At 55.4% G+C, this 25,333-nt stretch carries 23 protein-coding genes; 15 read left to right on the forward strand and 8 right to left on the reverse strand.

Annotated elements, in window-relative coordinates:
• Positions 1-10 precede the first annotated feature (10 nt).
• Complete coding sequence (locus ACX1CU_RS22400) at positions 11-919, forward strand: LysR substrate-binding domain-containing protein (RefSeq protein WP_459400377.1); 909 nt, start codon at positions 11-13, stop codon at positions 917-919.
• Position 920: 1 nt separating this feature from the next.
• On the opposite strand, the gene ACX1CU_RS22405 is transcribed toward ACX1CU_RS22400, so the two are convergent.
• Positions 921-1,328: an OsmC family protein gene (locus tag ACX1CU_RS22405; protein ID WP_459400378.1), complete on the reverse strand. Its 408-nt coding sequence runs from the start codon at positions 1,326-1,328 to the stop codon at positions 921-923.
• Between the two features lie 382 nt (positions 1,329-1,710).
• Between ACX1CU_RS22405 and crp the strand changes: the two genes are divergently transcribed.
• A complete protein-coding gene (gene crp, locus ACX1CU_RS22410) occupies positions 1,711-2,343 on the forward strand; it encodes a cAMP-activated global transcriptional regulator CRP (RefSeq protein ID WP_004718520.1) in 633 nt (210 codons plus the stop codon).
• Between the two features lie 55 nt (positions 2,344-2,398).
• Positions 2,399-4,474, forward strand: coding sequence for a YccS/YhfK family putative transporter (locus ACX1CU_RS22415; protein WP_459400379.1), 2,076 nt, complete (start codon positions 2,399-2,401; stop codon positions 4,472-4,474).
• 31 nt (positions 4,475-4,505) lie between these two features.
• Here the strand turns inward: ACX1CU_RS22415 and argD are convergent, their stop codons facing one another.
• The gene (gene argD / locus ACX1CU_RS22420; protein WP_459400380.1) at positions 4,506-5,723 is read right to left on the reverse strand and encodes a bifunctional acetylornithine/succinyldiaminopimelate transaminase; all 1,218 of its coding nucleotides are present in this window, start codon (positions 5,721-5,723) and stop codon (positions 4,506-4,508) included.
• A 132-nt stretch (positions 5,724-5,855) separates the two neighbouring features.
• Entirely contained in the window at positions 5,856-6,431 is a 576-nt protein-coding gene (locus ACX1CU_RS22425; RefSeq protein ID WP_459400381.1) for an aminodeoxychorismate synthase component II, read from the reverse strand.
• A gap of 239 nt (positions 6,432-6,670) precedes the next feature.
• Here ACX1CU_RS22425 and ACX1CU_RS22430 point away from each other — a divergent pair, with 239 nt between their 5' ends.
• Together ACX1CU_RS22430 and ACX1CU_RS22435 are read left to right on the forward strand one after the other, a co-directional pair.
• Positions 6,671-7,030, forward strand: coding sequence for a type II toxin-antitoxin system RelE/ParE family toxin (locus ACX1CU_RS22430; RefSeq protein WP_459400382.1), 360 nt, complete (start codon positions 6,671-6,673; stop codon positions 7,028-7,030).
• Entirely contained in the window at positions 7,014-7,337 is a 324-nt protein-coding gene (locus ACX1CU_RS22435) for a helix-turn-helix domain-containing protein (protein WP_459400383.1), read from the forward strand. Before ACX1CU_RS22430 ends, ACX1CU_RS22435 begins: the two co-directional genes overlap by 17 nt.
• Before the next feature lie 100 nt (positions 7,338-7,437).
• On the opposite strand, the gene ACX1CU_RS22440 is transcribed toward ACX1CU_RS22435, so the two are convergent.
• The 4 genes from ACX1CU_RS22440 to ppiA form a co-directional block, all read right to left on the reverse strand.
• Positions 7,438-8,961 (reverse strand): helicase HerA-like C-terminal domain-containing protein, encoded by a 1,524-nt coding sequence (locus tag ACX1CU_RS22440; RefSeq protein ID WP_459400384.1) that lies wholly within the window; start codon positions 8,959-8,961, stop codon positions 7,438-7,440.
• Positions 8,962-9,047: 86 nt separating this feature from the next.
• On the reverse strand, positions 9,048-9,773 hold the full coding sequence (gene btsR / locus ACX1CU_RS22445; protein ID WP_459400385.1) for a two-component system response regulator BtsR: 726 nt from the start codon (positions 9,771-9,773) through the stop codon (positions 9,048-9,050).
• The gene (locus ACX1CU_RS22450) at positions 9,773-11,458 is read right to left on the reverse strand and encodes a LytS/YhcK type 5TM receptor domain-containing protein (RefSeq protein ID WP_459400386.1); all 1,686 of its coding nucleotides are present in this window, start codon (positions 11,456-11,458) and stop codon (positions 9,773-9,775) included. Before ACX1CU_RS22450 ends, btsR begins: the two co-directional genes overlap by 1 nt.
• A gap of 226 nt (positions 11,459-11,684) precedes the next feature.
• Positions 11,685-12,254 (reverse strand): peptidylprolyl isomerase A, encoded by a 570-nt coding sequence (ppiA, locus tag ACX1CU_RS22455; protein WP_459400387.1) that lies wholly within the window; start codon positions 12,252-12,254, stop codon positions 11,685-11,687.
• Positions 12,255-12,567: 313 nt separating this feature from the next.
• On the opposite strand from ppiA, the gene ACX1CU_RS22460 reads away from it, so the two are divergent.
• The 6 genes from ACX1CU_RS22460 to tsgA all read left to right on the forward strand — a co-directional run bounded on the left by ACX1CU_RS22460 (position 12,568) and on the right by tsgA (position 18,341).
• Positions 12,568-12,873 (forward strand): PTS sugar transporter subunit IIB, encoded by a 306-nt coding sequence (locus ACX1CU_RS22460; RefSeq protein WP_459400388.1) that lies wholly within the window; start codon positions 12,568-12,570, stop codon positions 12,871-12,873.
• A gap of 16 nt (positions 12,874-12,889) precedes the next feature.
• Positions 12,890-14,215, forward strand: a complete 1,326-nt coding sequence (locus ACX1CU_RS22465; RefSeq protein ID WP_459400389.1) for a PTS sugar transporter subunit IIC — start codon at positions 12,890-12,892, stop codon at positions 14,213-14,215.
• Positions 14,216-14,240: 25 nt separating this feature from the next.
• Entirely contained in the window at positions 14,241-14,579 is a 339-nt protein-coding gene (locus tag ACX1CU_RS22470; RefSeq protein WP_459402888.1) for a PTS lactose/cellobiose transporter subunit IIA, read from the forward strand.
• Positions 14,576-15,883, forward strand: coding sequence for a 6-phospho-beta-glucosidase (locus ACX1CU_RS22475; RefSeq protein WP_459400390.1), 1,308 nt, complete (start codon positions 14,576-14,578; stop codon positions 15,881-15,883). The genes ACX1CU_RS22470 and ACX1CU_RS22475 overlap by 4 nt, the downstream gene beginning before the upstream one ends.
• A 92-nt stretch (positions 15,884-15,975) precedes the next feature.
• On the forward strand, positions 15,976-16,956 hold the full coding sequence (locus ACX1CU_RS22480; protein ID WP_459400391.1) for a LacI family DNA-binding transcriptional regulator: 981 nt from the start codon (positions 15,976-15,978) through the stop codon (positions 16,954-16,956).
• A gap of 200 nt (positions 16,957-17,156) precedes the next feature.
• Positions 17,157-18,341 carry an MFS transporter TsgA gene (tsgA, locus tag ACX1CU_RS22485; RefSeq protein ID WP_459400392.1) on the forward strand — a complete coding sequence of 395 codons (1,185 nt, stop codon included), beginning with the start codon at positions 17,157-17,159 and terminating at the stop codon, positions 18,339-18,341.
• Positions 18,342-18,419: 78 nt separating this feature from the next.
• Here tsgA and ACX1CU_RS22490 read toward each other — a convergent pair whose 3' ends face one another.
• Positions 18,420-19,688, reverse strand: coding sequence for a cytosine deaminase (locus ACX1CU_RS22490; protein WP_459402889.1), 1,269 nt, complete (start codon positions 19,686-19,688; stop codon positions 18,420-18,422).
• Between the two features lie 304 nt (positions 19,689-19,992).
• On the opposite strand from ACX1CU_RS22490, the gene nirB reads away from it, so the two are divergent.
• The 4 genes from nirB to cysG all read left to right on the forward strand — a co-directional run bounded on the left by nirB (position 19,993) and on the right by cysG (position 25,250).
• Entirely contained in the window at positions 19,993-22,542 is a 2,550-nt protein-coding gene (nirB, locus tag ACX1CU_RS22495; RefSeq protein ID WP_459400393.1) for a nitrite reductase large subunit NirB, read from the forward strand.
• Entirely contained in the window at positions 22,539-22,868 is a 330-nt protein-coding gene (gene nirD, locus ACX1CU_RS22500) for a nitrite reductase small subunit NirD (RefSeq protein WP_459400394.1), read from the forward strand. The genes nirB and nirD overlap by 4 nt, the downstream gene beginning before the upstream one ends.
• A 124-nt stretch (positions 22,869-22,992) precedes the next feature.
• Positions 22,993-23,793 (forward strand): nitrite transporter NirC, encoded by an 801-nt coding sequence (gene nirC / locus ACX1CU_RS22505; RefSeq protein WP_459400395.1) that lies wholly within the window; start codon positions 22,993-22,995, stop codon positions 23,791-23,793.
• A gap of 53 nt (positions 23,794-23,846) precedes the next feature.
• Complete coding sequence (gene cysG / locus ACX1CU_RS22510) at positions 23,847-25,250, forward strand: siroheme synthase CysG (RefSeq protein WP_459400396.1); 1,404 nt, start codon at positions 23,847-23,849, stop codon at positions 25,248-25,250.
• Positions 25,251-25,333: the final 83 nt, after the last annotated feature.

Genomic DNA, 25,333 nt, shown 5'->3' on the forward strand with positions numbered 1-25,333 from the left:
AGGGACACAAATGCCACATTTACCAAAGTTGCAGCAGCTAAAAGCCTTTCAGCAAGTGATACGCTGCGGCAGTATTCGTGGCGCTGCGCGGGCCTTGGCACAATCTCAACCGGCGGTCAGCCGTGCTATCCAGGAGTTGGAGCAAACGCTAAAAACCCAGTTGATCGTACGCAGCAGCAAGGGGATGACGCTGACCGAAGCCGGTCATACTTTTGCTGTGCGAATGCGATTAGTGATTGAGGAATTACAGCGCGCCACCGAGGAGATCCAACAGCTGAACCAGCATTCGCAGGGTAGCGTGGCGATCGGTTGTTCCTCACTACTGGCCGTGACGGTACTCCCGGAACTGGTCGATCTCTTCAAGGCCTCCGCCCCACAGGCTAATCTGCTGATCCGTGAGGCACAGATCTCCACGCTGTTGCCAGCGTTGCACACAGGCCAATTGGATTTGGCCATCGGCACGGTGATCCCGGACATGCCATTGCAAGATTTGACCTGTACCCCGCTGTTCAAAGCCCCGTTTTGCATTATTGCGCGCCGAGGACACCCTCTGGCACAGGCAACATCACTGGATCAACTGCACGGAGCCAAATGGCTGCTGCCAGAAACCGACATGGGTTATTACCAGCAACTGCAAACGGTGCTCGGTAGCTTTTATCAGCAATTAACCAATAAGCCCATTCGTTCAGATTCGGCGGTATGTGGATTGAATATGGTGTTGGAGGCGGATTATTTGACCATTGTTGCGCGGGCGATGAACACGCCTTTCCATTTGCAGCAAAAACTGGTGACGTTGCCGATCGACAGCCTGCCGCAGGCGCAGTACTGCGTGCTGCACTCACAAAAATCGCCGCTAACCATTACGGCGCGGCGTTTTCTGCATTTATTGAGTAACCACTGCCACCGCTACCGCTGGTAACTCAGGCAACTTCACAGATTTCAAAGCTGTGGGTGACGCTGGCGGCTTTGCTCAGCATCAGCGAGACCGAGCAATACTTTTCGGCAGACAGGTTAACCGCACGCTCAACAATCTTGTCGGTCAGCCCTTTGCCGGTGACGATAAAATGCAGGTTGATATGGGTAAACAGACGCGGTGCTTCTTCACGGCGCTCCGAGGTCAGCTTTACCTCGCAGTCACGGACATCGTTACGGCCCTTCAGCAGAATCGACATCACATCAATGGCGCTACAACCGCCAACCGACATCAACACCATTTCCATCGGACTTGGTGCTTTATCGCCCGCGTTACCGTCCATTAATACCTGATGGCCGGACGCAGACTCGCCCAAGAATGTCAGTCCTTCTACCCACTTAACTCTTGCCTGCATTTTGTACACTCCAGTTAATTTCTCAAAATCAGGGTACGCTTTCGCATAGAAACTGGCAACGGAACCTGATGCTAATCATACTGAAGCGAGACAACACAAGACACCCGCCTCACTCTGTGCTACAAACAGAGCCGCAAGAACTCTTTCCAGGTCACCGATTTCAGGGAAATGTCCGAGGAAAGGACCCTATATTGGTATGTTAACAGAATGTAGCTTGCAGCACTTGGCGCAAGTTAATATGCTAGGGTACAAGCGTATTTCTATAACATGCCTCAAAACCTGTTGATAGCCACTCTATAAAACACCGGGCTATAAGCACGTTTTACAGGGAACTCTGACCCCTGTGATACAAGGCAGCGATAACAACAGAGGATAACAGCGAATGGTTCTCGGCAAACCGCAAACAGACCCGACTCTCGAATGGTTCCTGTCTCATTGCCATATCCACAAATATCCATCAAAGAGTACGCTGATTCACCAAGGTGAAAAGGCCGAAACGCTCTACTACATCGTGAAAGGCTCCGTGGCGGTGCTGATCAAGGATGAAGAAGGCAAAGAGATGATTCTGTCCTACCTTAACCAGGGGGATTTCATCGGCGAGCTTGGATTATTTGAAGAAGGCCAGGAGCGCAGTGCCTGGGTTAGAGCGAAAACAGCCTGTGAAGTGGCTGAAATTTCTTATAAGAAATTCCGCCAGTTGATTCAGGTTAACCCGGATATCCTGATGCGCCTGTCTGCGCAGATGGCAAACCGCCTGCAAATCACCTCAGAGAAAGTGGGTAACCTCGCCTTCCTTGACGTTACCGGCCGCATTGCACAAACCCTGCTGAACCTGGCAAAACAGCCCGACGCCATGACTCACCCGGATGGCATGCAAATCAAGATTACCCGCCAGGAAATTGGTCAAATCGTCGGTTGCTCACGTGAAACCGTCGGTCGTATTCTGAAAATGCTCGAAGATCAAAACCTGATTTCTGCCCACGGCAAAACTATTGTCGTTTACGGCACGCGTTAATTATTGAAGAAACGGCGTAGCGATACGCCGTTTTTTTTAACTTCCCCCATTCATCATGTGGCGGCGCCTGATCTACCACCCGGAAGTCAACTATGCACTGCGGCAAACGCTGGTGCTGTGCCTGCCGGTGGTTTTCTTCCTGCTGATGGGCAACCTGCAACTCGGCCTGCTGTTCTCTCTGGTGCCTGCCTGCTGTAACATCGCCGGGTTGGACACGCCGCACAAACGCTTTTTCAAACGTCTGGCCGTTGGCGGTTCCCTGTTTGCTCTCAGCAGTTTGCTGCTGCAACAGGCGCTGCTGTGGCATATCCCGTTACCCTTACTGATGCTGGCGATGGCGCTGTTGCTGGGCGTCAGCGGTGAAATCAGCCCGCTGCACGCACGTCTGCTGCCCGCCGCGCTGGTCGCTGCCATCTTTTCTCTCAGCATGGCCGGACACGTGCCGATCTGGTATGCACCGCTGCTGTATCTGGTCGGCACCGCCTGGTACGGGCTGTTCACCTGGTTCTGGTTCAAACTGTGGAAAGAGCAACCGATGCGCGAATCCCTGAGCCAGCTCTATATCCAGTTGGCAGACTATTTCGAAGCCAAATATTCGCTGCTGACCCAGCACATCGATCCAGAAACCGCACTACCGCCGCTGCTGCAACGCCAGCAGAAAGTCATGGATCTGATCAGCCTGTTATATCAGCAGTTAAACTTCCTGCCCCATGCCAATAACCAAGAGCAAAAACGCCTGCAACGCACTTTCCAGGTGGCACTCGATCTGCAGGAACACATTACCGTCAGCCTGCATCAGCCAGAAGAAGTGCAAAAACTGGTGGAGCAGAGCCAGGCCGAAGCGATTATCCGCCGCAACGCCCAGGTGATTGCCGGGCGTTTGCGCCTCGTGGCCAACGATATTCTCTATCACCGACGTTCAGCGCGTTTCAGTATGAAGAATGAGCTGGCGGCGCTGGAAAAGGTGGCCACGCAGCATGCCGACAACCCGGTTGGCCAGTTCTGTTTTTACCACTTCAGCCGCATCGCCCGCCTGTTGCGCAGCCAGCGCCCGCTGTATCAGCGCGATCTGATGGCCAACCAGGCACGATTGCCGTTCTGGCCCGCCGTGGTGAGCTACCTGTCGTTGAAGTCCAACGCCCTGCGCAATGCCGCCCGACTGGGCATCATACTGGCGGTGGGTAGCAGTCTGGGTATGATTTTCAACCTGCCGAAGCCCTATTGGATCCTGCTGACTATTATGCTGGTCAGCCAGAACGGCTATAACGCCACGCGCGTCAGGATCCAGCATCGTGCCCTCGGCACGCTGGCCGGGTTAATCATCGCCGCCGGGCTCTTGCAGTTGCAACTGCCGGAGCACCTGACGCTGAGCATCATGCTGGCAATCACGCTGGCTGCCTACCTGATATTGCGCAAAAACTATGGGCTGGCGGTGATGGGGTTTACCGTCACCGCGGTGTATACCCTGCAATTGTTGGCGCTTAACGGCACCCATTTTCTGGTACCGCGCCTGCTCGATACGCTGATTGGCTGCGTGCTGGTGTTTGGCGGGAGTATCTGGCTGTGGCCGCAATGGCAGAGCGGTCTGCTGCGTAAGAACGCACACCAGGCACTGGAGCAGGATCAAACGGCATTACGCCTGCTGTTGCAAGAACAGGAAGCGGATCCTGCTACGCTGGCCTACGCACGAATGCAGGTCAATCAGGCACATAATGCGCTGTTCACCTCGCTTAATCAGGCGATGCAGGAACCAGGGTTTGAGTCGGATTATCTGGCGGATATGCGCTTATGGATCACGCACAGCCAGTTTATTGTCGAGCATCTGAATGCGCTGACCATTCTGGCGCGCGAGCACGACACCTTAACGCCAGAGATGGCGAAAGAGTATCTGCAAAGTTGCGAAATTGCCCTGCAAAGCTGCCAACAAAGGCTGGAATATGACGGCCCAAGCACCAGCAAAATCGTTATGCAGCCCCCAATGCTGCATAACGATCGGCCACCAAGCGAGATGGAACGCCACCTGCTGCGTATTCTTTCGCACCTGAGCGTGATGCACACCATTTCGTCGCTGGCCTGGCGCCAGCGCCCACATCACGGTATCTGGCTGAAGCGGAAACTGCGGGAAAACTGATATTGCAGGGGTCTACACCCCTGCACATGGCTTAAGCGTTAATCACATCCTGTACCGCCAGTTCGAACAGCGCCATACCTTCTTCGATATCCTTCAATTCCACCACCAGCGAAGGTGCCAAGCGAATCACGTTTGGCCCGGCGTTGAGGATCATCAAACCCCGTGCTGCCGCAGCGGTCAGGAAGTCCCGCGCCTTGCCGTGATACTCCGGCGTCAACTCTGCGCCGATCAGCAAGCCCATGCCGCGAATATCGCTGAAAACTGAGTACTTCTCACCCATCTTCTGCAATGCCTGCACATACAGCTTATGGCGCTGCTCAATGCCGCTCAACACTTCTGGCGTATTGATCACGTCCAGCGCCGCTTCGGCTACCGCACAGGCCAGCGGGTTGCCGCCATAGGTCGTTCCGTGGGTGCCTACGTGCATCACGGAGGCGATCTCTTCCGTGGTCAGCATCGCGCTCACCGGGAAGCCACCGCCCAACGCTTTAGCGGTGGTGAGGATGTCCGGCGTAATGCCGTAGTGCATATAGGTAAACAACTTACCACTGCGGCCCATGCCGCTTTGCACCTCATCAAATACCAGCAGCGCCTGATGTTTGTCGCACAGTTCACGCACGCCTTGCAGGAACGCCGCATCTGCGGAGGTCACCCCACCCTCACCTTGGATCGGTTCCATCACCACGGCGCAGGTGTGATCGTCCATCACCGCTTTCACCGCCGCCAGATCGTTAAACGGCACATGCACGATATCGGCCGGTTTCGGCCCAAAACCGTCGGAGTATTTCGCCTGGCCGCCGACAGAAACCGTGAACAGCGTGCGGCCATGGAAAGCGTTATTGAACGCGATAATCTTGGTTTTGTAAGGGCTGTGGCGGCTGATGGCATAATGGCGCGCCAGCTTGAACGCGGCTTCGTTAGCTTCCGCCCCCGAGTTGGCAAAGAACACCCGGTCGGCAAACGTGGCGTTGATCAGCTTGGTCGCCAGGCGCAGCGCCGGTTCATTGGTGAAGACGTTACTGGTATGCCACAGGGTTTCACCCTGCTGTTTCAACGCAGCAACCAGAGCAGGATGGCAGTGCCCCAACGCGGTAACGGCAATACCGCCAGAGAAATCGATATACTCTTTTCCCTGCTGATCCCATACGCGGCTGCCCTTGCCCTTCACCGGCACGAATTGAGCTGGTGCATAAATAGGTAGGATAACCTGATCAAAGGTGCTGCGGTCGACTGCGATTTTTTCCGTCATTATGGGCTCCACCCTGAAATTGACTCAGTATTATTGTTGCGAATAATTGAAAATATAGTCACAAAATATGCATAAAAAACCAATCAAGGGCAAACCAAAATCATCAATAGCGGCAAAAAAAATCCTAACCTGCTAACTTTTAAGGAAATTATCCAGCAACTGATGGCCTTGCTCGCTCAGGATACTTTCCGGATGAAACTGCACCCCTTCCAGCGCCAGCGTCCGGTGGCGAATGCCCATAATCTCATCCCGCTCACCGTTGCGTTCACTCCAGGCGGTCACCTCAAAACAGCTTGGTAAGGTCGCAGCGTCTAGCACCAACGAATGGTAGCGAGTGACGGTCAGCGGGTTATTAAGGCCGCTAAACACGCCCTGATGGTTATGGCGAATGGCCGAGGTTTTACCGTGCATCACCTCACGGGCACGAACCACATCGGCACCCAATGCTTGGCCAATCGCCTGATGCCCGAGGCAAACCCCGAGGATCGGCAATTTACCAGCAAAATGGCGGATAGCCGCCAGCGAAATACCCGCCTCGTTTGGCGTGCAGGGGCCAGGGGAGATCACTAAACGCTGCGGCGCCAGCCGCTCAATATCGGCCAGTTGCAGTTCATCGTTACGCTTCACCAGCACTTCTGCACCCAGTTCGCAGAAGTACTGATAAAGGTTATAGGTAAAGGAGTCGTAGTTATCGATCAACAGCAGCATGTTTAAATTAACTTAATGATTAAAAAAACCGTTTCAAATATAACGCTTGAACCTATAACTCAGGCCTTAGCGGAGTTTAGCGAACCTTCTTTGCCACGCCCATAGCTGCGCTCGAACTATCTCACGATAGTTGATTAAAAAGCAGGCCCATCTTGCAGATTTGAAGCACTTTGAATGGGCTAAAAAGGAGAGAAAAGTAGCACTAAGTGCTATAGTTAAGGTAACAGGATGTCAGCCTGATGCGCGTATTTAAAACCAAATGGTTTGCCAAAACGGCCAAATCTCATGGCATCAAAGATAGTGAGTTATGTCAGGCAATTGATGCAGTGTTAGAAGGAAAAGCCGACGACCTAGAGGGCGGGGTATACAAAAAACGCCTGAGTGAGAACCGTGATAGAGCCATAATATTAGCCAAAGGTGGTATACATTGGTTTTACACGTTCCTCTATACCAAGCAAGATATGGCGAACATTGACGATCGCGAATTGGCCGCATTCCGCGAGTTGGCAAAGCACTACGCCGCTCTTGCAGATGAAAAGATTACGGCATTAGTTAAGAGTAAAGAACTGGTGGAGATTTATCATGACCACAAAAAGTAAATTCAAAAGCCCTGCATTTGAAGCCATCCATAGCGCGGCTTCTGGGCTATTCAGCGTTGATGCCATTCCGCTGGAAACAATGCGTAGCTTCGATCAAGCCTGCATCAGTAGCGTTAATGAGCTCCAACCAATTGAAATTAAGGCACTACGTGAGAAGTTGAATGTCAGCCAGCCGGTTTTCGCCCGCTATCTAAATACCAGTGTTTCAACGGTGCAGAAATGGGAAAGCGGTGTAAAACGCCCAAGTGGATTGTCACTAAAGTTGCTTACTGTAGTACAGAAGCATGGGCTTAAGATATTGATTTAAGCAACTTAAAACTCATAAAAGTCGCTTAAATAATACGAAAACACCAAGAAACCTAACTGGCAACCTTTATCAAAGCTGCCAGGTAATATTAATGCAGAGCCTACTTTTTGCGGCCCCCCATAATCGAACCCAAGACGCCACGCAGGATCTGGCGGCCCAGATCGCGCGCCATGCTCTTGGCAGCGGTCTGGACGATGCCATCTCGTTTACCCCCGCGCGGGCCGGTGGAGCCAAACAGGATGTCGTTCAAGCCCCCCATCAGGCCGCCGCCCTCCTGCTCTGCGGCAGGCTTTGGTGCCGCTTGGCCCGGCTGTGGCCTTCCCAGGGTGGCAAAACCTTCGGCAGAAAGCTTCTCATAGGCGGATTCACGGTCCACCCCATCTTCGTAACGCCCGTAGAGCGGCGACTTATTGATGGCGCTGTTCAGCCCTTCGGCCCCCAGCATGCCCATTTTCGATTCAGGAGCGATCACCATTGCGCGCTCCACTACGTTCGGCCGTCCTTTCTCGTCCAGGAAAGACACCAACGCCTCCCCTACGCCCAATTCGGTAATTGCCGTTTCTGCATCAAAGGCCGGATTGGCGCGCATGGTTTGTGCTGCCGCCTTCACCGCTTTCTGATCGCGCGGTGTAAAGGCTCGCAGCGCATGCTGAACGCGGTTACCTAGCTGGCCCAGCACGCTGTCTGGGATATCTAGCGGGTTCTGGGTAACAAAGTAGATCCCCACCCCTTTCGAGCGGATCAGCCGCACCACCTGCTCTATTTTGGTCAGCAAAGCCGGTGGCGCATCGTTAAACAGCAAGTGGGCCTCATCGAAGAAAAACACCAGTTTTGGCTGTTCGGGGTCACCTACCTCGGATAAATGCTCGAACAGTTCGGCCAACAGCCACAACAGGAACACCGAATAAAGTTTCGGTTGGTTAATCAACTTATCCGCCGCCAGCAGGTTGATGATGCCGCGCCCGTCGCCGTCGGTTTTCATCAGATCGTTGATATCCAACATCGGTTCACCAAAAAACTGATTGGCCCCCTGCTCTTCCAGCGTCAGCAAACCACGTTGGATCGCGCCAACCGAGGCAGAAGAGATGTTGCCATACTGGGTCTGGAACTGTTTGGCGTTATCCCCGACGTACTGCACCATTGCCCGCAAATCTTTCATATCAAGCAGCAGCAACGCATTATCATCGGCGATTTTAAATATCAGTTGCAGCACGCCGCTTTGCACATCGTTCAGATCCAACAGGCGGCCAAGCAGCAGCGGGCCAAGATCGGAAACGGTGGCACGGATCGGGTGACCTTTTTCGCCAAAAATATCCCACGGGATCATCGTGCAGGCTTGCGGTTGCCAGTCGCTGACGCCAATGGCCGCCAGCCGTGCCTGGAGTTTCTCAGAAGGCACACCCTCAGCCGCAATACCTGACAAATCGCCTTTAACATCAGCTAGAAACACCGGAATACCGATGCGCGAAAACTGTTCCGCCATCTTTTGCAGCGTCACCGTTTTACCGGTACCGGTCGCCCCAGTGATCAGGCCGTGGCGGTTGGCCAGGGCGGGTAAAATCACCAGTTCCTGCCCTGGCTTACCATTGTGCATTGCTTTGGCAATAATCCGTGCTTCGCTCATGTGCTTTTCCTTTAGTCCTGTACGACACAAAAACACCCGTTGATTGTATTAAAGCTATAAGCATGACGAAATACCGTCAAGGCGCGTTAACCGCGCAGCCCCAACTCTTCCTTCAGCGATTTCAGGTAGCGACGGCTGACCGGCACCGGCTCGCCCACTGGCATGATCATCTCCGCCGTGCCGCTTTCTTCAAAACGGATCTCTCTGACCTGTTCAAGGTTAACCAGATACTGCCGATGGCAGCGCACCAGCGGCGTGCGGCTTTCCAGCGTGCGCAGCGTCAGTTCGGTGAAGCACTCCATGCCATCATTACGCACCACATACACCCCGGTCGAACGCGAACGGATCGCGATCACCTCATCAAAACGCAGTAGGTAAATACGGCTATGGCCAGTACAGGGAATATATTTCAGATAGCCCGCGCTCTCTTCCAGCGCAGCGACATTCTGCGGCGCGCGGCGCTGATGCAGGCGCTGTAACGTCTTGTTCAGCCGCTGAGCGTCTGTCGGCTTCAGCAGATAATCGAAGGCGTGCTCCTCAAAGGCCTGCACCGCATATTCGTCATACGCGGTCAGAAACACGATATAGGGCATGCGGTTTGGATCGAGCATCCCCACCATTTCCAGCCCGCTGATGCGCGGCATCTGGATATCCAGAAACACCACGTCCGGTTGCAGGCGGTGGATCTGGCTGATGGCTTCAATCGCGTTGGCACATTCGCCGATGATGGTCACGCCCTGTTCCTCTTCCAACAGATGGCGCAGGTTATCGCGGGCGGATGGCTCATCGTCAACAATCAATACGGTTAACATTATGCAGCCCTCGCCAACGGCACACTCAAGGTAATACAGGTAAACGTTTCCGGTTCACAGGCCACTTGCACCCCATAACCTTCGCCGTAGCGGATGCGGATGCGTCTATCCACCAGATTCATCCCCAGCCCGCTACCGCCCACCTGCTGGCGGAACAGCCCGGCATTATCGGTCACCTGCAACAGCAGATTGCCCCCTTCACGCCGTGCGCCGATGTCGATCCGGCCAATCCCCAGCAGATGTGACGTCCCGTGCTTGATGGCATTTTCCACAATCGGTTGCAGCGAGAAGGCGGGCAGCCTCACCGCCAACAGCTCTTCCGGTAAGGAAACGGTAATTTCCAACCGATCGGCAAAGCGCGCCTGTTCTATCTGCAAATAGGCATTCACATGCTCAATTTCATCTGCCAGGCTCACTTCATCATCGGAACGTTTGAGGTTTTTGCGGAAAAAGGTGGAAAGGTACTGCACCAGTTCGCAGGCGCGTTCGCCGTCGCGGCGGATCACCGCCACCAGCGTATTCAACGCATTAAACAGGAAGTGCGGGTTCACCTGCGCATGCAGCAGCTTGATCTCCGACTGCGCCAACAGCTGTTTGTGCCGCTCATATTGCCCGGCCATGATTTGTGCCGACAGCAGGCTGGCGATCCCTTCCCCCAGCGTGCGGTTGATGGTGCTGAACAGCTTGGTTTTCGGTTCGTACAGTTTGATGGTGCCGATCACCCGGTGATTCTCACCGCGCAGCGGGATCACCAGCGTCGAACCCAGCTTGCAACCGGCGTTGATCGAACAGCAGTAGGAAAGCTCGTTGCCATCGGCATACACCACCTCGTTATTATCAATGGCGCGGTGGGAATGCACCGAAGAGATCGGCGTACCCGGCAAGTGGTGGTCGTCGCCAATACCGATAAAGGCCAACAGTTTGTCACGATCGGTGATCGCCACCGCGCCAATACCCAGTTCCTGATAAATGACGCGCGCCACCTTCATGCTGTTTTCCTGATCGAACCCTTGCCGCAGGATACCTTCGGTACGTTCGGCAATCTTCAACGCCTTAGTGGAGAATGCGCTGGTGTATTTCTCAAACATCGCCCGCCGATCCAGCAGGATCTGCATAAACATCGCCGCGCCGAGCGTATTAGCGATCAACATCGGTAAAGCGATATGTTCCACCAGCCGCACCGCTTCCGGGAACGGCCGGGCGATCGCCAGGATGATGGCCATTTGCAGCACTTCCGTGACCAAAGTAATCCCTGCCACAAATAGCGGGTTGAACAGCAGATCGATGCGCCCACGCCGCATGGCGATACTGTGTACGATACCGCCCACCAGCCCTTCAGCCACCGTCGACACCGCGCAGGCCACATCGGTCATGCCTCCCAGCGTGTAACGGTGCAAACCGCCGGTCAAACCAACCAGGAAGCCAACCGAAGGCCCCCCAAGCAATCCGCCCAGCACGGCGCCGATCGCACGGGTATTGGCGATCGAATCCTGAATATGCAGGCCGAAATAAGTACCCATGATGCAGAACACGGAGAATATGACGTAGCACAGTAGCTTGTGTGGCAGGCGAATGGTGACCTGCGTCAGCGGAATAAACAGCGGCGTCTTACTTAACAAATAGGCGATAACAAGATAAACACACATCTGCTGTAACAGCAGCAAAACCTGGTTAAATTCGTACATAAACAGCAGCTCATCATAAACAACAAAGGCAAACAGAAAATGCCAACTAAAAGGGTCTGGTTATGGGCGCTGATTAAAACATGCCGGTAGGAAGAAAACAGTGATGCAGGCAAAGCTTCGACAGGAAGAAAGCGCGCCAGCCCCTGGGCGGAGGCCGGCACATATCCAACATGCTCGGAGTTGCAGCCAACAGCGCTGCAGCTTCAAGCAATAAGAGTAGGCAGGTTTATGGCAGCACTTTGGCCGACAAGATCACAATCGGTTTGCTTGGCACATTCTGATATGGCCCCACGTTGCTGGTTGGCACCTGGGAAATCTTATCCACCACGTCCATCCCCTTCACCACTTTACCGAATACCGCATAACCAAAGTCACGCTGGCCGTGATCGAGGAACGCATTATCCGCCACGTTGAGGAAGAACTGGCTGGTCGCGCTGTCTTTATCGGCAGTACGCGCCATAGAAATAGTGCCGCGCAGGTTGCGCAAGCCGTTATCAGCTTCGTTTTTGATCGCAGCACCGGTGGACTTCTGCTGCATATCCGCCGTGAAACCGCCGCCCTGAACCATAAAGCCAGGGATCACGCGGTGGAAAACGGTGTTGTTGTAATAACCGCTGTTCACGTAATCAATGAAGTTTTTGGTGGAAACTGGAGCCTTCTGGCTGTCGAGCGCTAATTCGATATTCCCTGCTGAGGTGGTCAGCATGACGTGAGTTTCACCGGCGGCCAGTGCGGCGGGAACCATTGCCGTCAGGGAACACAGCGCAACAAAGGTCACTAAAGTACGTTTGAACATGAACGGGTCCTTTCTCTGAGAGACAAACAACGGAAAAGCGCTTTGATTCTAAAGAGCTACCCCTGATAGCGCCAGCCATTTACCAATATTTAAGTAATTGCCGGATATTTCTTATAGGTACTAGTTTTTTCTTGCCGATAGTATGATCGCCGTACTCATTTTTGCCAAGCCGATCACGCATTATTCACCCGTTTTCTCTCCTCCTCATATTTTGCGACCTAACTCCCGGTTTGATTCTGCAATCTCGCTAGGCTGCGCAAATGAGAGCGCTCTCATTTGCGCTTAAAGCCATAATAATAACGGGGGAGCAAAAATGACGAAGATAGTACTGTGCTGTGCCGCAGGAATGTCCACCAGCATGCTGGTCAAACGCATGCAGACCGAAGCGCAGAAACGTGAACTGAACGTGGAGATCGTCGCAGTGCCGGCTGCCGATTTTGAGGCCGAACTGCCCACCGCCAGCGTTGTGCTGCTGGGGCCGCAGGTGAAGTACGAACTGGCGCGCTTCACCAAACTCGCTGAACCCCACGACCTGCCGGTTGCCGTCATCGACATGATGGATTACGGCACTATGCGTGGTGACAAGGTGCTGGATCAAGCCCTCAGCCTGATTGCCTGACTCTGCGGAGAGAATCATGAGCCTTTACGCTTCCCTGATGCGCGTGGTGGAAAACCATATCGCCCCGTTGGCAGGCCGGATCGGCAGCCAGCGCCATATTATTGCCATCCGCGATGGTTTTATTTCCGCCATGCCGTTCCTGATTGTCGGCAGTATTATGCTGATCGTCGCCAACCCGCCGTTTGATGCCACTACCACTTCCCGTTTCGGGCAAGCCTGGCTGGGTTTTGCCAAAACCCACTGGAACACCATCACCATGCCGTTCTTCATGACCATGGGCCTGATGAGCGTATTTGTTGCCATTGGCACCGCCTACAGCCTGGCCAAGCATTACGGTTTGGATGCCCTGACCGCAGGATTACTGTCGCTGATGGCATTTCTGCTGGCCGCAGCACCGCAGGTTGATAACAAGATGTCGCTCGATTTTCTCGGTGGTCAGGGGGTGTTTACCGCCCTGATCTGCGCGATCTGGTCAGTCGAACTGATCCGCCTGCTGAAGAAATACAACATCACCATCCGCATGCCGGAACAGGTACCCCCGGCGATTGCCCGCTCGTTCGAGCTGCTGTATCCGGTGGTGGGCATTCTGTTGACGGTGTATCCCATCAGCCTTCTGATGCAGAGTGAATTCCAGCTCCTGCTGCCTGATGCCATCATGCACCTGTTCCAGCCGCTGATTTCTGCCGGTGATACCCTGCCAGCCATTCTGCTGGCGGTGCTGATCGCCAACCTGCTGTGGTTTGCCGGTATCCACGGTGACAACATCGTGACCGGCCTGCTCAACCCGATCTTTATGGCCAACCTGGCAACCAACGCCGCTCTGGTGGCGCAGGGTGCGGCCAGCACGCAAACCCTCACCGCGCCATTCTGGTCGTTCTATGTCTGCATCGGCGGTTCCGGCTCTACGCTGGTGCTGGCCTTCCTGTATATGCGCAGCCGATCTATTCATTTGCGCACCATTGGCAAGCTGAGCGTGGTGCCTGCGGCCTTTAACATCAACGAACCTTTACTGTTCGGTTCGCCAGTGGTGATGAACCCCACGCTGTTTATCCCGCTGATCGTCGTCCCGATGGTCAACGCTACGCTGGCCTACTTCGCCTTGAACTGGGCGCTGGTGGAAAAAATGGTGGCCATGGCCCCCTGGACCGCACCGGCACCGCTGGGGGCGATGATTTCTGCCTCCTGGGATGTCCGCGCCGCGTTACTGGTGCTGGTTTTGATGGTGATCGATCTGGCGATCTGGCTGCCATTCTTCAAAGTATATGAAAAACAATTATTGGCGCAGGAACAGCAACAGGCCGACGCCGAGCGCGAAGCCGCCGATACCGTTGCCGCGCAGTAACAGGAGAATTGACGTGACAGAACGGATGGCTGATATCAGCCCGGATTTTGAAAGCACCATTATGGAGCTGCTGGTGTTCGCCGGCAGCGCCCGCAGCAGCGCGCTGATGGCGTTGCAACAGGCGCGAGCCGGTGATTTCGCCGCCTCGGCTGAACATATGGCCGAATCACAGCAGGCGGTGAAACACGCACACCATATCCAGACCCAGCTTATCGGCCTGGACGAAGGCTGCGGCAAACTGCCGATCAACCTGATCACCGTGCATGCGCAGGATCACCTGATGAACGCGATGGTCATTCAGGACTTGGCAGGCGATATGATTGAACTTTACCGCCGTCAGGCACAGCAGGAGGCGCGTTCATGAGTTCGTTAAAAATCGCCATTATCGGCGGCGGCAGCAGCTACACGCCGGAACTGGTAGAAGGGCTGATCCAGCGCATTGAAGAACTCCCCGTCACCGAACTGGCGTTGGTAGACGTCGAGCCCGGCCGCGAAAAAGTGGCGATCATTGCCGCCTTGACCCGGCGTATGCTGGCGCGCAACGGTTTGGAACAGGTGAAAGTCAGCGTGCATTTCGATCTGGACGAGGCCATTCACGGTGCCAAATTTGTGCTGACCCAACTGCGCGTCGGGCAGCTACCGGCACGCGCCGCCGATGAGCGCTTGGGCCTGAAATACCAGTTAATTGGCCAGGAAACCACCGGCATCGGCGGTTTTGCCAAAGCACTGCGCACCATCCCGGTGATGTTGAACATCGCGCGTAAAGTGGAACAGTTGGCACCAAGTGCCTGGATCATCAACTTCACCAATCCGGCGGGCATCGTCACCGAAGCGGTTTCGCGTTATACCCAAGCGAAAATCATCGGCCTGTGCAACGTGCCTATCAGCATGCACCATATGATTGCCAATATGCTGCAAGCCCCTTACGGCCAGGTACAGCTGCAGTTTGCCGGGCTCAACCACATGGTCTGGGTGCACCAGGTGCTGCACAACGGCCAGAACGTCACCGCTGACGTGATCGATATGCTGTGTGACGGCGCGACGTTAACCATGAACAACATCAAAGAGGAACCGTGGCCGCCGGAATTCCTGCGGGCGGTGGGTGCCATTCCCTGCCCCTATCATCGTTATTTCTACCAGACTCAGCAGATGCTGGCAGAGGAAACGGCTGCCGCTGCCGAGCGCGGTACCCGTGCTGAGCAGGTGATGAAAGTGGAGAAAGAGCTGTTCGAACTGTATGCCGACCCGCATCTGGACAGCAAACCCGAGCAGCTCAGCTTCCGTGGCGGATCGTTTTATTCAGAGGTCGCGCTGGAGCTAATTCGTGCTATTCATAATAATCTCGGTACGCAATTAGTCGTAAATACCGCAAACCGTGGCGCTATTCGCGGTTTACCGGACGATGCTGTGATAGAAACCAACTGTATCGTCGACGCCCAGGGTACGCACCCGCTCGCTTTCGGTCAGCTACCGGAATCGATGCACGCGCTGACCCAACAGGTCAAAGCCTATGAGCGCCTGACGATCGAAGCCGCCGTACATGGCAATCGCCGCAGTGCGCTGCTGGCGCTGGTGACCAACCCATTGATAGCCAATGCCCAGATTGCCCAGCCGCTGTTAGACGAGGTGCTGGAGGCAAACCAGGCCTATTTGCCACAGTTTAAATAAATGTCGTACACCACGCTGAGAAGACGAGCCAACACAGCTCACAACGCTGAAGCTTGAAAAACCAAGGGGGATACGTAATCAGGAGCAGAATAATGGTGACACTGGAAGATGTCGCAGCGTTAGCCGGAGTATCTCGTGCCACCGTGTCGCGCGTGGTCAATGGTGACAGCAACGTTAAACCCCTCACCCGTGAGAAAGTGGCCAAAGCCGTGGCCGCACTAGGTTACACCCCCAACCCGGCGGCCAGGGCGCTGGCCTCCAGCCACAGCAACACGCTGGGCCTGGTCACCACCTCTTACCGCGGTGGTTTTTTTGGTGCGCTGATGGATTTTGTGCAAGCCGAGGCAGAATCACAGGGTAAACAGCTGCTGGTAACCCAAGGCCGTAACAGCGCAGAGAACGAACTGCTGGCGATTCAACGCCTGTTCAACCTGCGCTGCGACGGCGTGATCCTGCACGTACGTTTTCTTTCTGACGATCAACTCCGCCAGTTAGCCGCAGAACAGCGCCACTTTGTGTTGCTGGATCGTCTGGTGCCGGGCTTGGAAGATCGCTGTATTACCTTTGATCACGTACGCGCCAGCCAGATGGCCACACAAGAGCTGATCGATGCCGGCCATCGGCGCATCGCCTGCATCAGCGGCCCACCGCAGCGCGCCTCCAGCCAATTGCGGCTACAGGGTTTCCTTAACGCCATGCAGGCCGCCAATCTACTACCGGTGGATTGCTTGGCAGGGGTTTACGATCTGAAAAGCGGTTATGACTGTGCCGACCAGTTGCTGCGCCGTGAAATACTGCCAAGCGCCATTTATTGCTGTAACGAAGAGATGGCCATCGGTGCTCTGCTGGCGATCAATGAGCACCACCTGCGCGTGCCACAGGATATCGCGCTGATTTGCTATGACAGCGGCGAACGTGCGCCTTTTGTCCGCCCGGCCCTGACCAGCGTGCATTTCCCGATCACTGAGATGGCGCAGTATGCCACTCGCCGGTTGATCGATCCGCTCACGCCTGCTGTAACCTTTGAGCCGATGATCGTGCGCCGTGATTCGATCGTGCCAGTCGCTGGTTAGATCACAGGGATATCTTTCAACTTTCATCTCTTGCATCAAAAAACAGACAACCATCACAAAAACTCCCGTTGGCTATGCTAGGATCCGCTTCCTGGTGGCCTGAACGGGATTTTTTCTGTCTTTCCAGAAAAACCCTGCGGCCTTATGCCTAATGCCAGTATTAACCCTCAACCGAAACAGCCATCAATCAGGCCTATACAATGAATGACAGCAACCGCATCCGGCTAACATGGATCAGCTTCTTTTCTTACGCGCTGACCGGAGCTTTAGTGATCGTCACAGGGATGGTGATGGGCAACATTGCAGAATATTTCAATCTGCCAGTTTCCAGCATGAGTAACACCTTTACCTTTCTTAACGCCGGTATTCTGATTTCGATCTTCCTCAATGCCTGGCTGATGGAAATCATCCCGTTGAAACGTCAGTTGCTGTTTGGTTTTGTCCTGATGCTGCTGGCGGTTGCCGGGCTTATGGTCAGCAAAAGCCTGGCTCTGTTCTCACTGTGCATGTTTGTGCTTGGCGTGGTCAGCGGGATTACCATGTCGATCGGCACCTTCCTGATCACCCATATGTACGCTGGCCGCCAACGCGGTTCACGCCTGCTGTTCACCGATTCGTTCTTCAGCATGGCCGGGATGATTTTCCCGATCGTCGCCGCCATGTTGCTGGCCCGCAGCATTGGCTGGTATTGGGTTTATGCCTGCATTGGCCTGCTGTACGTTGCGATCTTCGTGTTAACCCTGTGCTCTGAGTTCCCGGTGCTGGGCAACAAAGGGCCAAAAAGCGCTGAACCAGTCGTGAAAGAGAAATGGGGTATTGGCGTGCTGTTCCTGTCGATCGCCGCACTGTGCTATATCCTCGGTCAGTTGGGCTTTATCCAGTGGGTACCGGAATACGCCACCAAATCCTTCGGCATGGATATCAGTCAAGCGGGTAAGCTGGTGAGCGATTTCTGGACGTCCTATATGATCGGCATGTGGGTGTTCAGCTTTATCCTGCGCTTCTTTGATCTGCAACGCATCGTGACCGTGCTGGCGGCGTTGGCCACCGGTGCGATGTACCTGTTTGTCAGCAGTGATAACCCACAGCACCTGAGCTACTTCATCATGGCTTTAGGTTTTGTTTCCAGCGCCATCTACACCACGCTGATCACCCTCGGTTCGCTGCAAACTAAAGTTTCCTCACCGAAACTGGTCAACTTTATCCTGACCTGCGGCACTATCGGCACCATGCTGACCTTTGTGGTGACCGGCCCGCTGGTGGCCAAAGGCGGTGCACATGCGGCGCTGACCGCCGCCAACGGCCTGTATCTGGCGGTGTTTGTGATGTGTCTGCTGCTCGGTTTTGTCACTAAGCACCGCAGCCACGGGCATACAACGCACTGATCGGCAAAGATCACCCTCTCCTTCGGGGAGAGGGCTAGGGTGAGGGGAAAGTCACCAAACTAAAACCCCTCACTCCGCTTAGCGCCGAAAATCTACCTTTTCCTCAGCTTGCAGATACAGCGTGGTGGTTGCCGGTTGGGTCTCGGCAATCACCGCGCCGTGGCGAATGGAATAACGCACCGGCGTTTGGCGGCGTACCGCGTCAAAGCCGCTTTCCGCAGGCAGGATCACCAAGTTGGCGCTGTTGCCCACCTTCAGGCCATAGTCCTGCAAGTGCATGGTCCGCGCGCTGTGAGTGGTGATCAGCTTCAGCCCATCGTTAATCTGGCCGTAACCCATCAGTTGGCAAACGTGCAGCCCCATATGCAGCACCTGCAACATATTGGCGGTGCCGAGCGGATACCAGGGATCAAACACGTCATCATGACCAAAGCAGACGTTGATGCCCGCCTCCAGCATCTCTTTCACCCGCGTAATCCCACGCCGTTTAGGGTAAGTATCGAAACGCCCTTGCAGATGAATATTCACCAGCGGATTGGCAACAAAGTTAATCCCAGACATCTTCAGCAGGCGGAACAGACGCGAGGTGTAAGCCCCGTTGTAGGAGTGCATCGCCGTGGTATGGCTGGCGGTGACCTTGCTGCCCATTTCCAGCTTCAGCGCCAACGCCGCCACGGTTTCGACAAAGCGCGATTGTTCATCGTCGATCTCATCGCAATGCACATCCACCAGCCGGTCGTACTTCTGCGCCAAAGCGAAGGCCTTATGCAGTGACTCCACGCCATATTCGCGGGTGAATTCAAAATGCGGGATCGCCCCAACCACATCGGCCCCCAGGCGCAACGCCTCCTCCAACAGCGCTTCGCCGTTGGGATAAGACAGGATCCCTTCCTGTGGGAACGCCACAATTTGCAGCGTCACCCAAGGCGCGACTTCCTGCTTCACTTCCAGCATGGCGCGCAGTGCGGTCAAGGTGGGATCAGAGACATCAACGTGAGTACGCACATACTGCACGCCGTTGGCGATCTGCCATTTCAGCGTCTGCCAGGCGCGCTGCTTCACGTCTTCGTGGGTCAGCAGCGCCTTGCGCTCGGCCCAGCGCTCAATACCTTCAAACAAGGTGCCGGACTGATTCCAGGCGGGCTGCCCGGCGGTTTGGGTGGTATCAAGATGAATATGCGGTTCGACAAACGCGGGCAGTGCCAAACCGCCCTCGGCATCCAGAGCATCATTGCGCCGCCCCAACCCACTCGGTTGCGGAATGATATGAGTAATACGCCCCTGCTCAAACGCCAGTTGCCATAACCCTTCCTGCCCACTCAGGCGCAGGTTATCGATAAACTTCACGGGATGATTTGCCACCTTGTCACCTCTATTCAGCCAAGCGTTCTCTTCATCATACGGGTGCCGGTTGTGGCTGACAAAGCGGCGGAATGTTTATAACCTCACCAGCGGTTAGCAAATTACTCACTCTGTAATTAACTGGCTCGATTCAGCTAAAGTTGAACAAAAACCACAACTTAACAAATATTTATAAAAATCATGCATATACCACATTAGAGGTATATGAAAGGCGAATTGATTTGTATCAATAAATCGATGTCAGGGAGGAATAAGGTACGCCTAGGAAATCAGAATTTTTGAGGCAACAATGAGCAGAGTTAAACTCGCTGTCATCGGCAACGGCATGGTCGGCCACCGATTTATCGAAGATCTGCTGGAGAAGGCAGACAAAGATCAGTTTGAAATTACCATCTTTTGTGAAGAACCCCGCATCGCCTACGATCGCGTACATCTCTCCTCCTACTTTTCTCACCATACTGCCGAAGAACTTTCGCTGGTGCGCGAAGGCTTTTACGAAAAACAGGGCGTGAAAGTGCTGGTGGGCGAACGCGCCATCACCATTAACCGGGCGGAGAAAGTGATCCACTCCAACACCGGCCGCACGGTGTATTACGACAAACTGGTCATGGCCACCGGTTCCTACCCGTGGATCCCGCCGATCAAAGGTTCCGAAAGCCAGGACTGCTTCGTTTACCGCACCATTGAAGATTTGAACGCCATCGAGTCCTGCGCACGCCGTAGCAAACGCGGCGCGGTGGTCGGTGGTGGCCTGCTCGGTTTGGAAGCCGCTGGAGCACTGAAAAGCCTGGGCGTGGAAACTCACGTGATCGAATTCGCCCCGATGCTGATGGCCGAACAGCTCGATCCGATGGGTGGCGACCAACTGCGCCGCAAGATCGAGCGCATGGGCGTTAAAGTTCATACCGGCAAAAACACCACCGAGATCGTTAACGGTGGGCAGAGCGCGCGCAAAACCATGCACTTTGCCGACGGCAGCGAGCTGCAAGTCGATTTCATCGTATTCTCCACCGGCATCCGCCCGCAGGACAAGCTGGCGCACCAGTGTGGGCTGGCAACGGCTCCGCGCGGCGGCATTGCGATTAACGATAGCTGCCAGACCTCCGATCCGGATGTCTACGCCATCGGGGAATGTGCCTCATGGCGCGAGCGTACCTTCGGCCTGGTCGCTCCAGGTTACAAGATGGCGCAGGTCACCGCCGATCATCTGCTAAGCCGCGAGAACGCCTTCCAAGGTGCCGATATGAGTGCCAAGCTGAAACTGTTGGGCGTTGACGTCGGCGGGATCGGTGATGCCCATGCGCGTACCGCTGGCGCACGCAGCTACGTCTATCTGGACGAGAGCAAAGAGGTCTACAAACGTCTGGTGGTCAGCGCAGATAACAAAACTCTGCTCGGCGCGGTCTTGGTCGGTGATACCAGCGACTACGGCAACCTGCTGCAACTGGCGCTGAACAACATCGAACTGCCGGAAAACCCGGACAGCCTGATCCTGCCAGCCCATGCGGGCAGCAAACCGGCGATCGGTGTCGATTCGCTGCCGGAAACCGCGCAGATCTGTTCCTGCTTTGACGTCACTAAAGGCGACATCATCAAAGCGGTGAATCTGGGTTGCCACACCGTGGCGGCCATCAAGTCTGAAACCAAAGCCGGAACCGGCTGCGGCGGCTGCGTTCCGCTGATCACCCAGGTGCTGAACGCCGAGCTGAGCAAACAGGGCATCGAGGTAAATAACCACCTGTGCGAGCACTTTGCCTATTCGCGCCAGGAGCTGTACCACCTGATCCGTGTCGAAGGCATTAAAACCTTTGCGGAGCTGCTGGCAAAATACGGCAAAGGTTACGGCTGCGAAGTGTGTAAACCCACCGTCGGTTCGCTGCTGGCGTCCTGCTGGAACGAGTATGTACTCAAGCCGCAGCACACGCCGCTGCAAGACACCAACGATAACTTCCTGGGCAACATCCAGAAAGATGGCACCTATTCGGTGATCCCACGCTCTGCCGGTGGTGAAATCACGCCGGAAGGTCTGATCGCCGTCGGCCAGATCGCTAAAGACTATAACCTGTACACCAAGATGACCGGTTCAATGCGTATCGGCATGTTCGGCGCACAGAAGGACGATCTACCGGCCATCTGGAGCAGGCTGATCGCCGCCGGTTTCGAAACCGGTCACGCCTATGCCAAAGCGCTGCGTATGGCGAAAACCTGCGTCGGCAGCACCTGGTGCCGTTTCGGCGTCGGCGATAGCGTCGGCTTCGGCGTGCAGCTTGAGCACCGCTACAAAGGTATCCGCACCCCGCACAAAATGAAGTTCGGCGTTTCTGGCTGCACCCGTGAATGTGCCGAAGCGCAGGGGAAAGACGTCGGTATTATTGCCACCGAAAACGGCTGGAACCTGTATGTATGCGGCAATGGCGGAATGAAACCGCGCCATGCCGATCTGCTGGCGGCAGATCTCGACAGCGATACGCTGATGCGCTACCTCGACCGCTTTATGATGTTCTACATCCGCACCGGCGATAAATTGCAGCGTACGTCGGTCTGGCTGGAAAGCCTGGAAGGCGGGATCGATTATCTGCGCAAGGTGATCATCAACGACAAACTGGGGATCAACGATCAGTTGGAAGCCGAAATCGCCCGCCTACGCAGCGCGGTGATCTGCGAGTGGAAAGCCACCGTCGAGGATCCTGCCGCTCAGGTACGTTTTTCTCACTTCATCAACAGCAGCCAGCGCGACCCGAACGTGCAAGTGGTGCCAGAACGCGAACAGCACCGCCCGGCGCGCCCGGATGAGCGCATCCCCGTCGTCTTGCTTGAAACTGAGGAGAGCAACGCATGAGCCAGTGGATTTCCGTTTGCCCGATCGCCGATATCCTGCCCGGCACTGGCGTGTGTGCATTGATTGGCGAGCAGCAGGTCGCCATCTTCCGCCCGCGCGCCGATGAACAACTGTATGCCATCAGCAATATCGACCCGTTCGCCCAGGCCAGCGTGCTGTCACGCGGCCTGATTGCCGAACATCAGGGTGAACTGTGGGTAGCCAGCCCGCTGAAGAAACAGCATTTCCGCCTGCGCGATGGCCGGTGTATGGAGGATGAAAACCGGTCCGTGGCCAGTTTCACCAGCCGGGTCGTCGGCGATAGGGTTCAGGTGGCTATGCAGTAAAAACGCACTATGCCTGAGGGGGTTTCCCCCTCCCCCACAGGGATAGGGAACTGGTTAGCTCCGCCCAAGCAGCATTACCGCTTATTGCCTTTACACTTTTTGTTTTTACTTTCCAGGGAAATTTATGTTTACCGATACCATCAATAAATCTGCCGCCAACGCGGCGCGCATCGTCAAATTGGCGCAAGAGAGCCCGCTCGGCTTCTGGATTAGTTCAGCCATGGCCGGAGCCTACGTCGGCCTTGGCATCATTCTGATCTTCACCCTGGGTAATCTGGTGGATCCGTCGATCCGCCCATTGGTAATGGGCGCCACCTTCGGCATCGCGCTGACGCTGGTGATCATCGCCGGTTCCGAACTGTTCACCGGCCATACTATGTTCCTGACGCTCGGCGTGAAAGCAGGCACCATCAAACAGAGCCAGATGTGGGCCGTGTTGCCGCAAACCTGGCTGGGCAACCTGCTCGGCTCGGTGCTGGTGGCGCTGATGTATTACTACGGCGGCGGTAGCCTGTTGCCGGTCGACACCAGCCTGGTCCATACCGCAGCGCTGGCGAAAACCACGGCCCCGGCAGAAGTGTTGTTCTTTAAAGGGGTGCTGTGTAACTGGCTGGTTTGCTTGGCGATCTGGATGGCGCTGCGCGTTGAAGGTGCTGCCAAGTTCATCGCCATCTGGTGGTGTTTGCTGGCGTTTATCGCTTCCGGCTACGAACACTCAATTGCCAACATGACGCTGTTTGCCCTCTCCTGGTTCGGCAATCATAGCGAAGCCTATACCCTGAGCGGTATCGGCCATAACCTGCTGTGGGTAACGCTGGGGAATACGCTGTCTGGCGCGGTCCTGATGGGCCTCGGTTACTGGTATGCCACACCGCGTGCGCAACGCCCGCAGGCTGCAAACGCCGCCACTCGCCAAACCGCATAATCAAGCAGGGGCGAATTATCGCCCCGTTAGCCACTTCCCCCCAAGGATTGCCGATGGATTACTTACCGATTTTCTGCCAACTGCAACATAAAGCCTGCCTGCTGGTCGGCGGTGGGGAAGTCGCCGAACGCAAGGCGCGCCTGCTGCTGGATGCCGGTGCACGGCTGACGGTCAATGCCTGCCAGTTCAATCAGCAGTTTCTGGCCTGGGCCGCACAGGGGCAGGTCACGCTGGTGGAAGGTGAATTCTATGCCGAACTGCTGGCAGAAAAATGGCTGGTGATTGCCGCTACCGATCGGCTAGAAGTGAATGCTCTGGTCTATCAGTGTGCCAATCAGCAGCGGGTATTCTGCAACGTGGTGGACGATCCAAAACGCGCCAGCTTTATCATGCCGTCAATTATCGATCGCTCTCCGCTAATGGTCGCCGTCACTTCCGGCGGTAAAGCCCCGGTGCTGGCGCGCCTGCTGCGGGAAAAGCTGGAAGCGATGCTGCCACAACACCTCGGTAAACTGGCTCAGTTGGGCGGTTCGCTGCGCCAACGGGTAAAACAGCAGTTTAGCGAGATCGGTGCGCGCCGCCGTTTCTGGGAAAGGCTGTTCGCCCACGATCGGCTGGCGCAGTCGCTGGCTAGCCATGATGCTGCTTTGGTTGATCAACAGGTTGAGCAGCTATTTGCGCATCAGCCTGAAGAACATGGCGAAGTGGTATTGGTGGGTGCCGGGCCGGGCGATGCCGGGTTACTGACGCTGAAAGGCCTACAGCAGATCCAGCAGGCCGACGTGATAGTTTACGATCGCCTGGTTTCTGACGAGGTGATGGCGCTGGTGCGCCGCGATGCGCAGCTAATCTTCGTGGGTAAACGTGCCGGGCACCACTGCGTGCCGCAAGAGCATATCAATCAGATCCTGCTGGAGCAGGCTCAACAGGGTAAGCGTGTGGTCAGGCTGAAAGGCGGCGATCCGTTTATCTTCGGCCGCGGCGGTGAAGAGTTGGAAACCTTGGCCGAAGCGGGCATTCCGTTTTCTGTAGTGCCGGGGATTACCGCTGCGTCCGGCTGTTCGGCCTACAGCGGCATTCCCCTGACCCATCGCGATCACGCCCAGAGCGTGCGGCTGGTGACCGGCCACGCCAAGGCTGATGGCGGGCTCGACTGGGCCACGCTGGCCGCCGGGCAACAAACCCTGGTGTTCTATATGGGCCTGGCACAGGCAGCAGAGATCCAACGGCAACTGATGGCGCATAGTATGGCCGCCACCACGCCAATAGCCTTGGTGGAAAACGGCACGTCTACCCGCCAGCGGGTGATTGAAGGGGAATTGGATCGGTTGGGAGTGCTTGCGCAACAGGCCGCCAGCCCGAGCCTGATCATCGTTGGCAGCGTGGTCAGCCTGCGCAGCAAGCTGAACTGGTTCTCCAGCCGGGAACTATCGGAAAATCTTAGCAAAATGGCGTAAAAAAAGCGGCCATTCACTGAATGTTAACGCCCCGAAAGAACCGGGATGAAGGATTTGTAGTGCGGTGATATTCCCCTCACCCT

Source organism: Serratia sp. D1N4 (assembly GCF_054552755.1).

Excerpts from the sequence above, each read along its gene's own strand:
- ACX1CU_RS22400 (WP_459400377.1), top strand. The coding sequence starts at position 11 with ATGCCACATTTACCAAAGTTGCAGCAGCTAAAAGCCTTTCAGCAAGTG.
- ACX1CU_RS22405 (WP_459400378.1), bottom strand. The coding sequence starts at position 1,328 with ATGCAGGCAAGAGTTAAGTGGGTAGAAGGACTGACATTCTTGGGCGAG.
- crp (WP_004718520.1), top strand. The coding sequence starts at position 1,711 with ATGGTTCTCGGCAAACCGCAAACAGACCCGACTCTCGAATGGTTCCTG.
- ACX1CU_RS22415 (WP_459400379.1), top strand. The coding sequence starts at position 2,399 with ATGTGGCGGCGCCTGATCTACCACCCGGAAGTCAACTATGCACTGCGG.
- argD (WP_459400380.1), bottom strand. The coding sequence starts at position 5,723 with ATGACGGAAAAAATCGCAGTCGACCGCAGCACCTTTGATCAGGTTATC.
- ACX1CU_RS22425 (WP_459400381.1), bottom strand. The coding sequence starts at position 6,431 with ATGCTGCTGTTGATCGATAACTACGACTCCTTTACCTATAACCTTTAT.
- ACX1CU_RS22430 (WP_459400382.1), top strand. The coding sequence starts at position 6,671 with ATGCGCGTATTTAAAACCAAATGGTTTGCCAAAACGGCCAAATCTCAT.
- ACX1CU_RS22435 (WP_459400383.1), top strand. The coding sequence starts at position 7,014 with ATGACCACAAAAAGTAAATTCAAAAGCCCTGCATTTGAAGCCATCCAT.
- ACX1CU_RS22440 (WP_459400384.1), bottom strand. The coding sequence starts at position 8,961 with ATGAGCGAAGCACGGATTATTGCCAAAGCAATGCACAATGGTAAGCCA.
- btsR (WP_459400385.1), bottom strand. The coding sequence starts at position 9,773 with ATGTTAACCGTATTGATTGTTGACGATGAGCCATCCGCCCGCGATAAC.
- ACX1CU_RS22450 (WP_459400386.1), bottom strand. The coding sequence starts at position 11,458 with ATGTACGAATTTAACCAGGTTTTGCTGCTGTTACAGCAGATGTGTGTT.
- ppiA (WP_459400387.1), bottom strand. The coding sequence starts at position 12,254 with ATGTTCAAACGTACTTTAGTGACCTTTGTTGCGCTGTGTTCCCTGACG.
- ACX1CU_RS22460 (WP_459400388.1), top strand. The coding sequence starts at position 12,568 with ATGACGAAGATAGTACTGTGCTGTGCCGCAGGAATGTCCACCAGCATG.
- ACX1CU_RS22465 (WP_459400389.1), top strand. The coding sequence starts at position 12,890 with ATGAGCCTTTACGCTTCCCTGATGCGCGTGGTGGAAAACCATATCGCC.
- ACX1CU_RS22470 (WP_459402888.1), top strand. The coding sequence starts at position 14,241 with ATGGCTGATATCAGCCCGGATTTTGAAAGCACCATTATGGAGCTGCTG.
- ACX1CU_RS22475 (WP_459400390.1), top strand. The coding sequence starts at position 14,576 with ATGAGTTCGTTAAAAATCGCCATTATCGGCGGCGGCAGCAGCTACACG.
- ACX1CU_RS22480 (WP_459400391.1), top strand. The coding sequence starts at position 15,976 with ATGGTGACACTGGAAGATGTCGCAGCGTTAGCCGGAGTATCTCGTGCC.
- tsgA (WP_459400392.1), top strand. The coding sequence starts at position 17,157 with ATGAATGACAGCAACCGCATCCGGCTAACATGGATCAGCTTCTTTTCT.
- nirB (WP_459400393.1), top strand. The coding sequence starts at position 19,993 with ATGAGCAGAGTTAAACTCGCTGTCATCGGCAACGGCATGGTCGGCCAC.
- nirD (WP_459400394.1), top strand. The coding sequence starts at position 22,539 with ATGAGCCAGTGGATTTCCGTTTGCCCGATCGCCGATATCCTGCCCGGC.
- nirC (WP_459400395.1), top strand. The coding sequence starts at position 22,993 with ATGTTTACCGATACCATCAATAAATCTGCCGCCAACGCGGCGCGCATC.
- cysG (WP_459400396.1), top strand. The coding sequence starts at position 23,847 with ATGGATTACTTACCGATTTTCTGCCAACTGCAACATAAAGCCTGCCTG.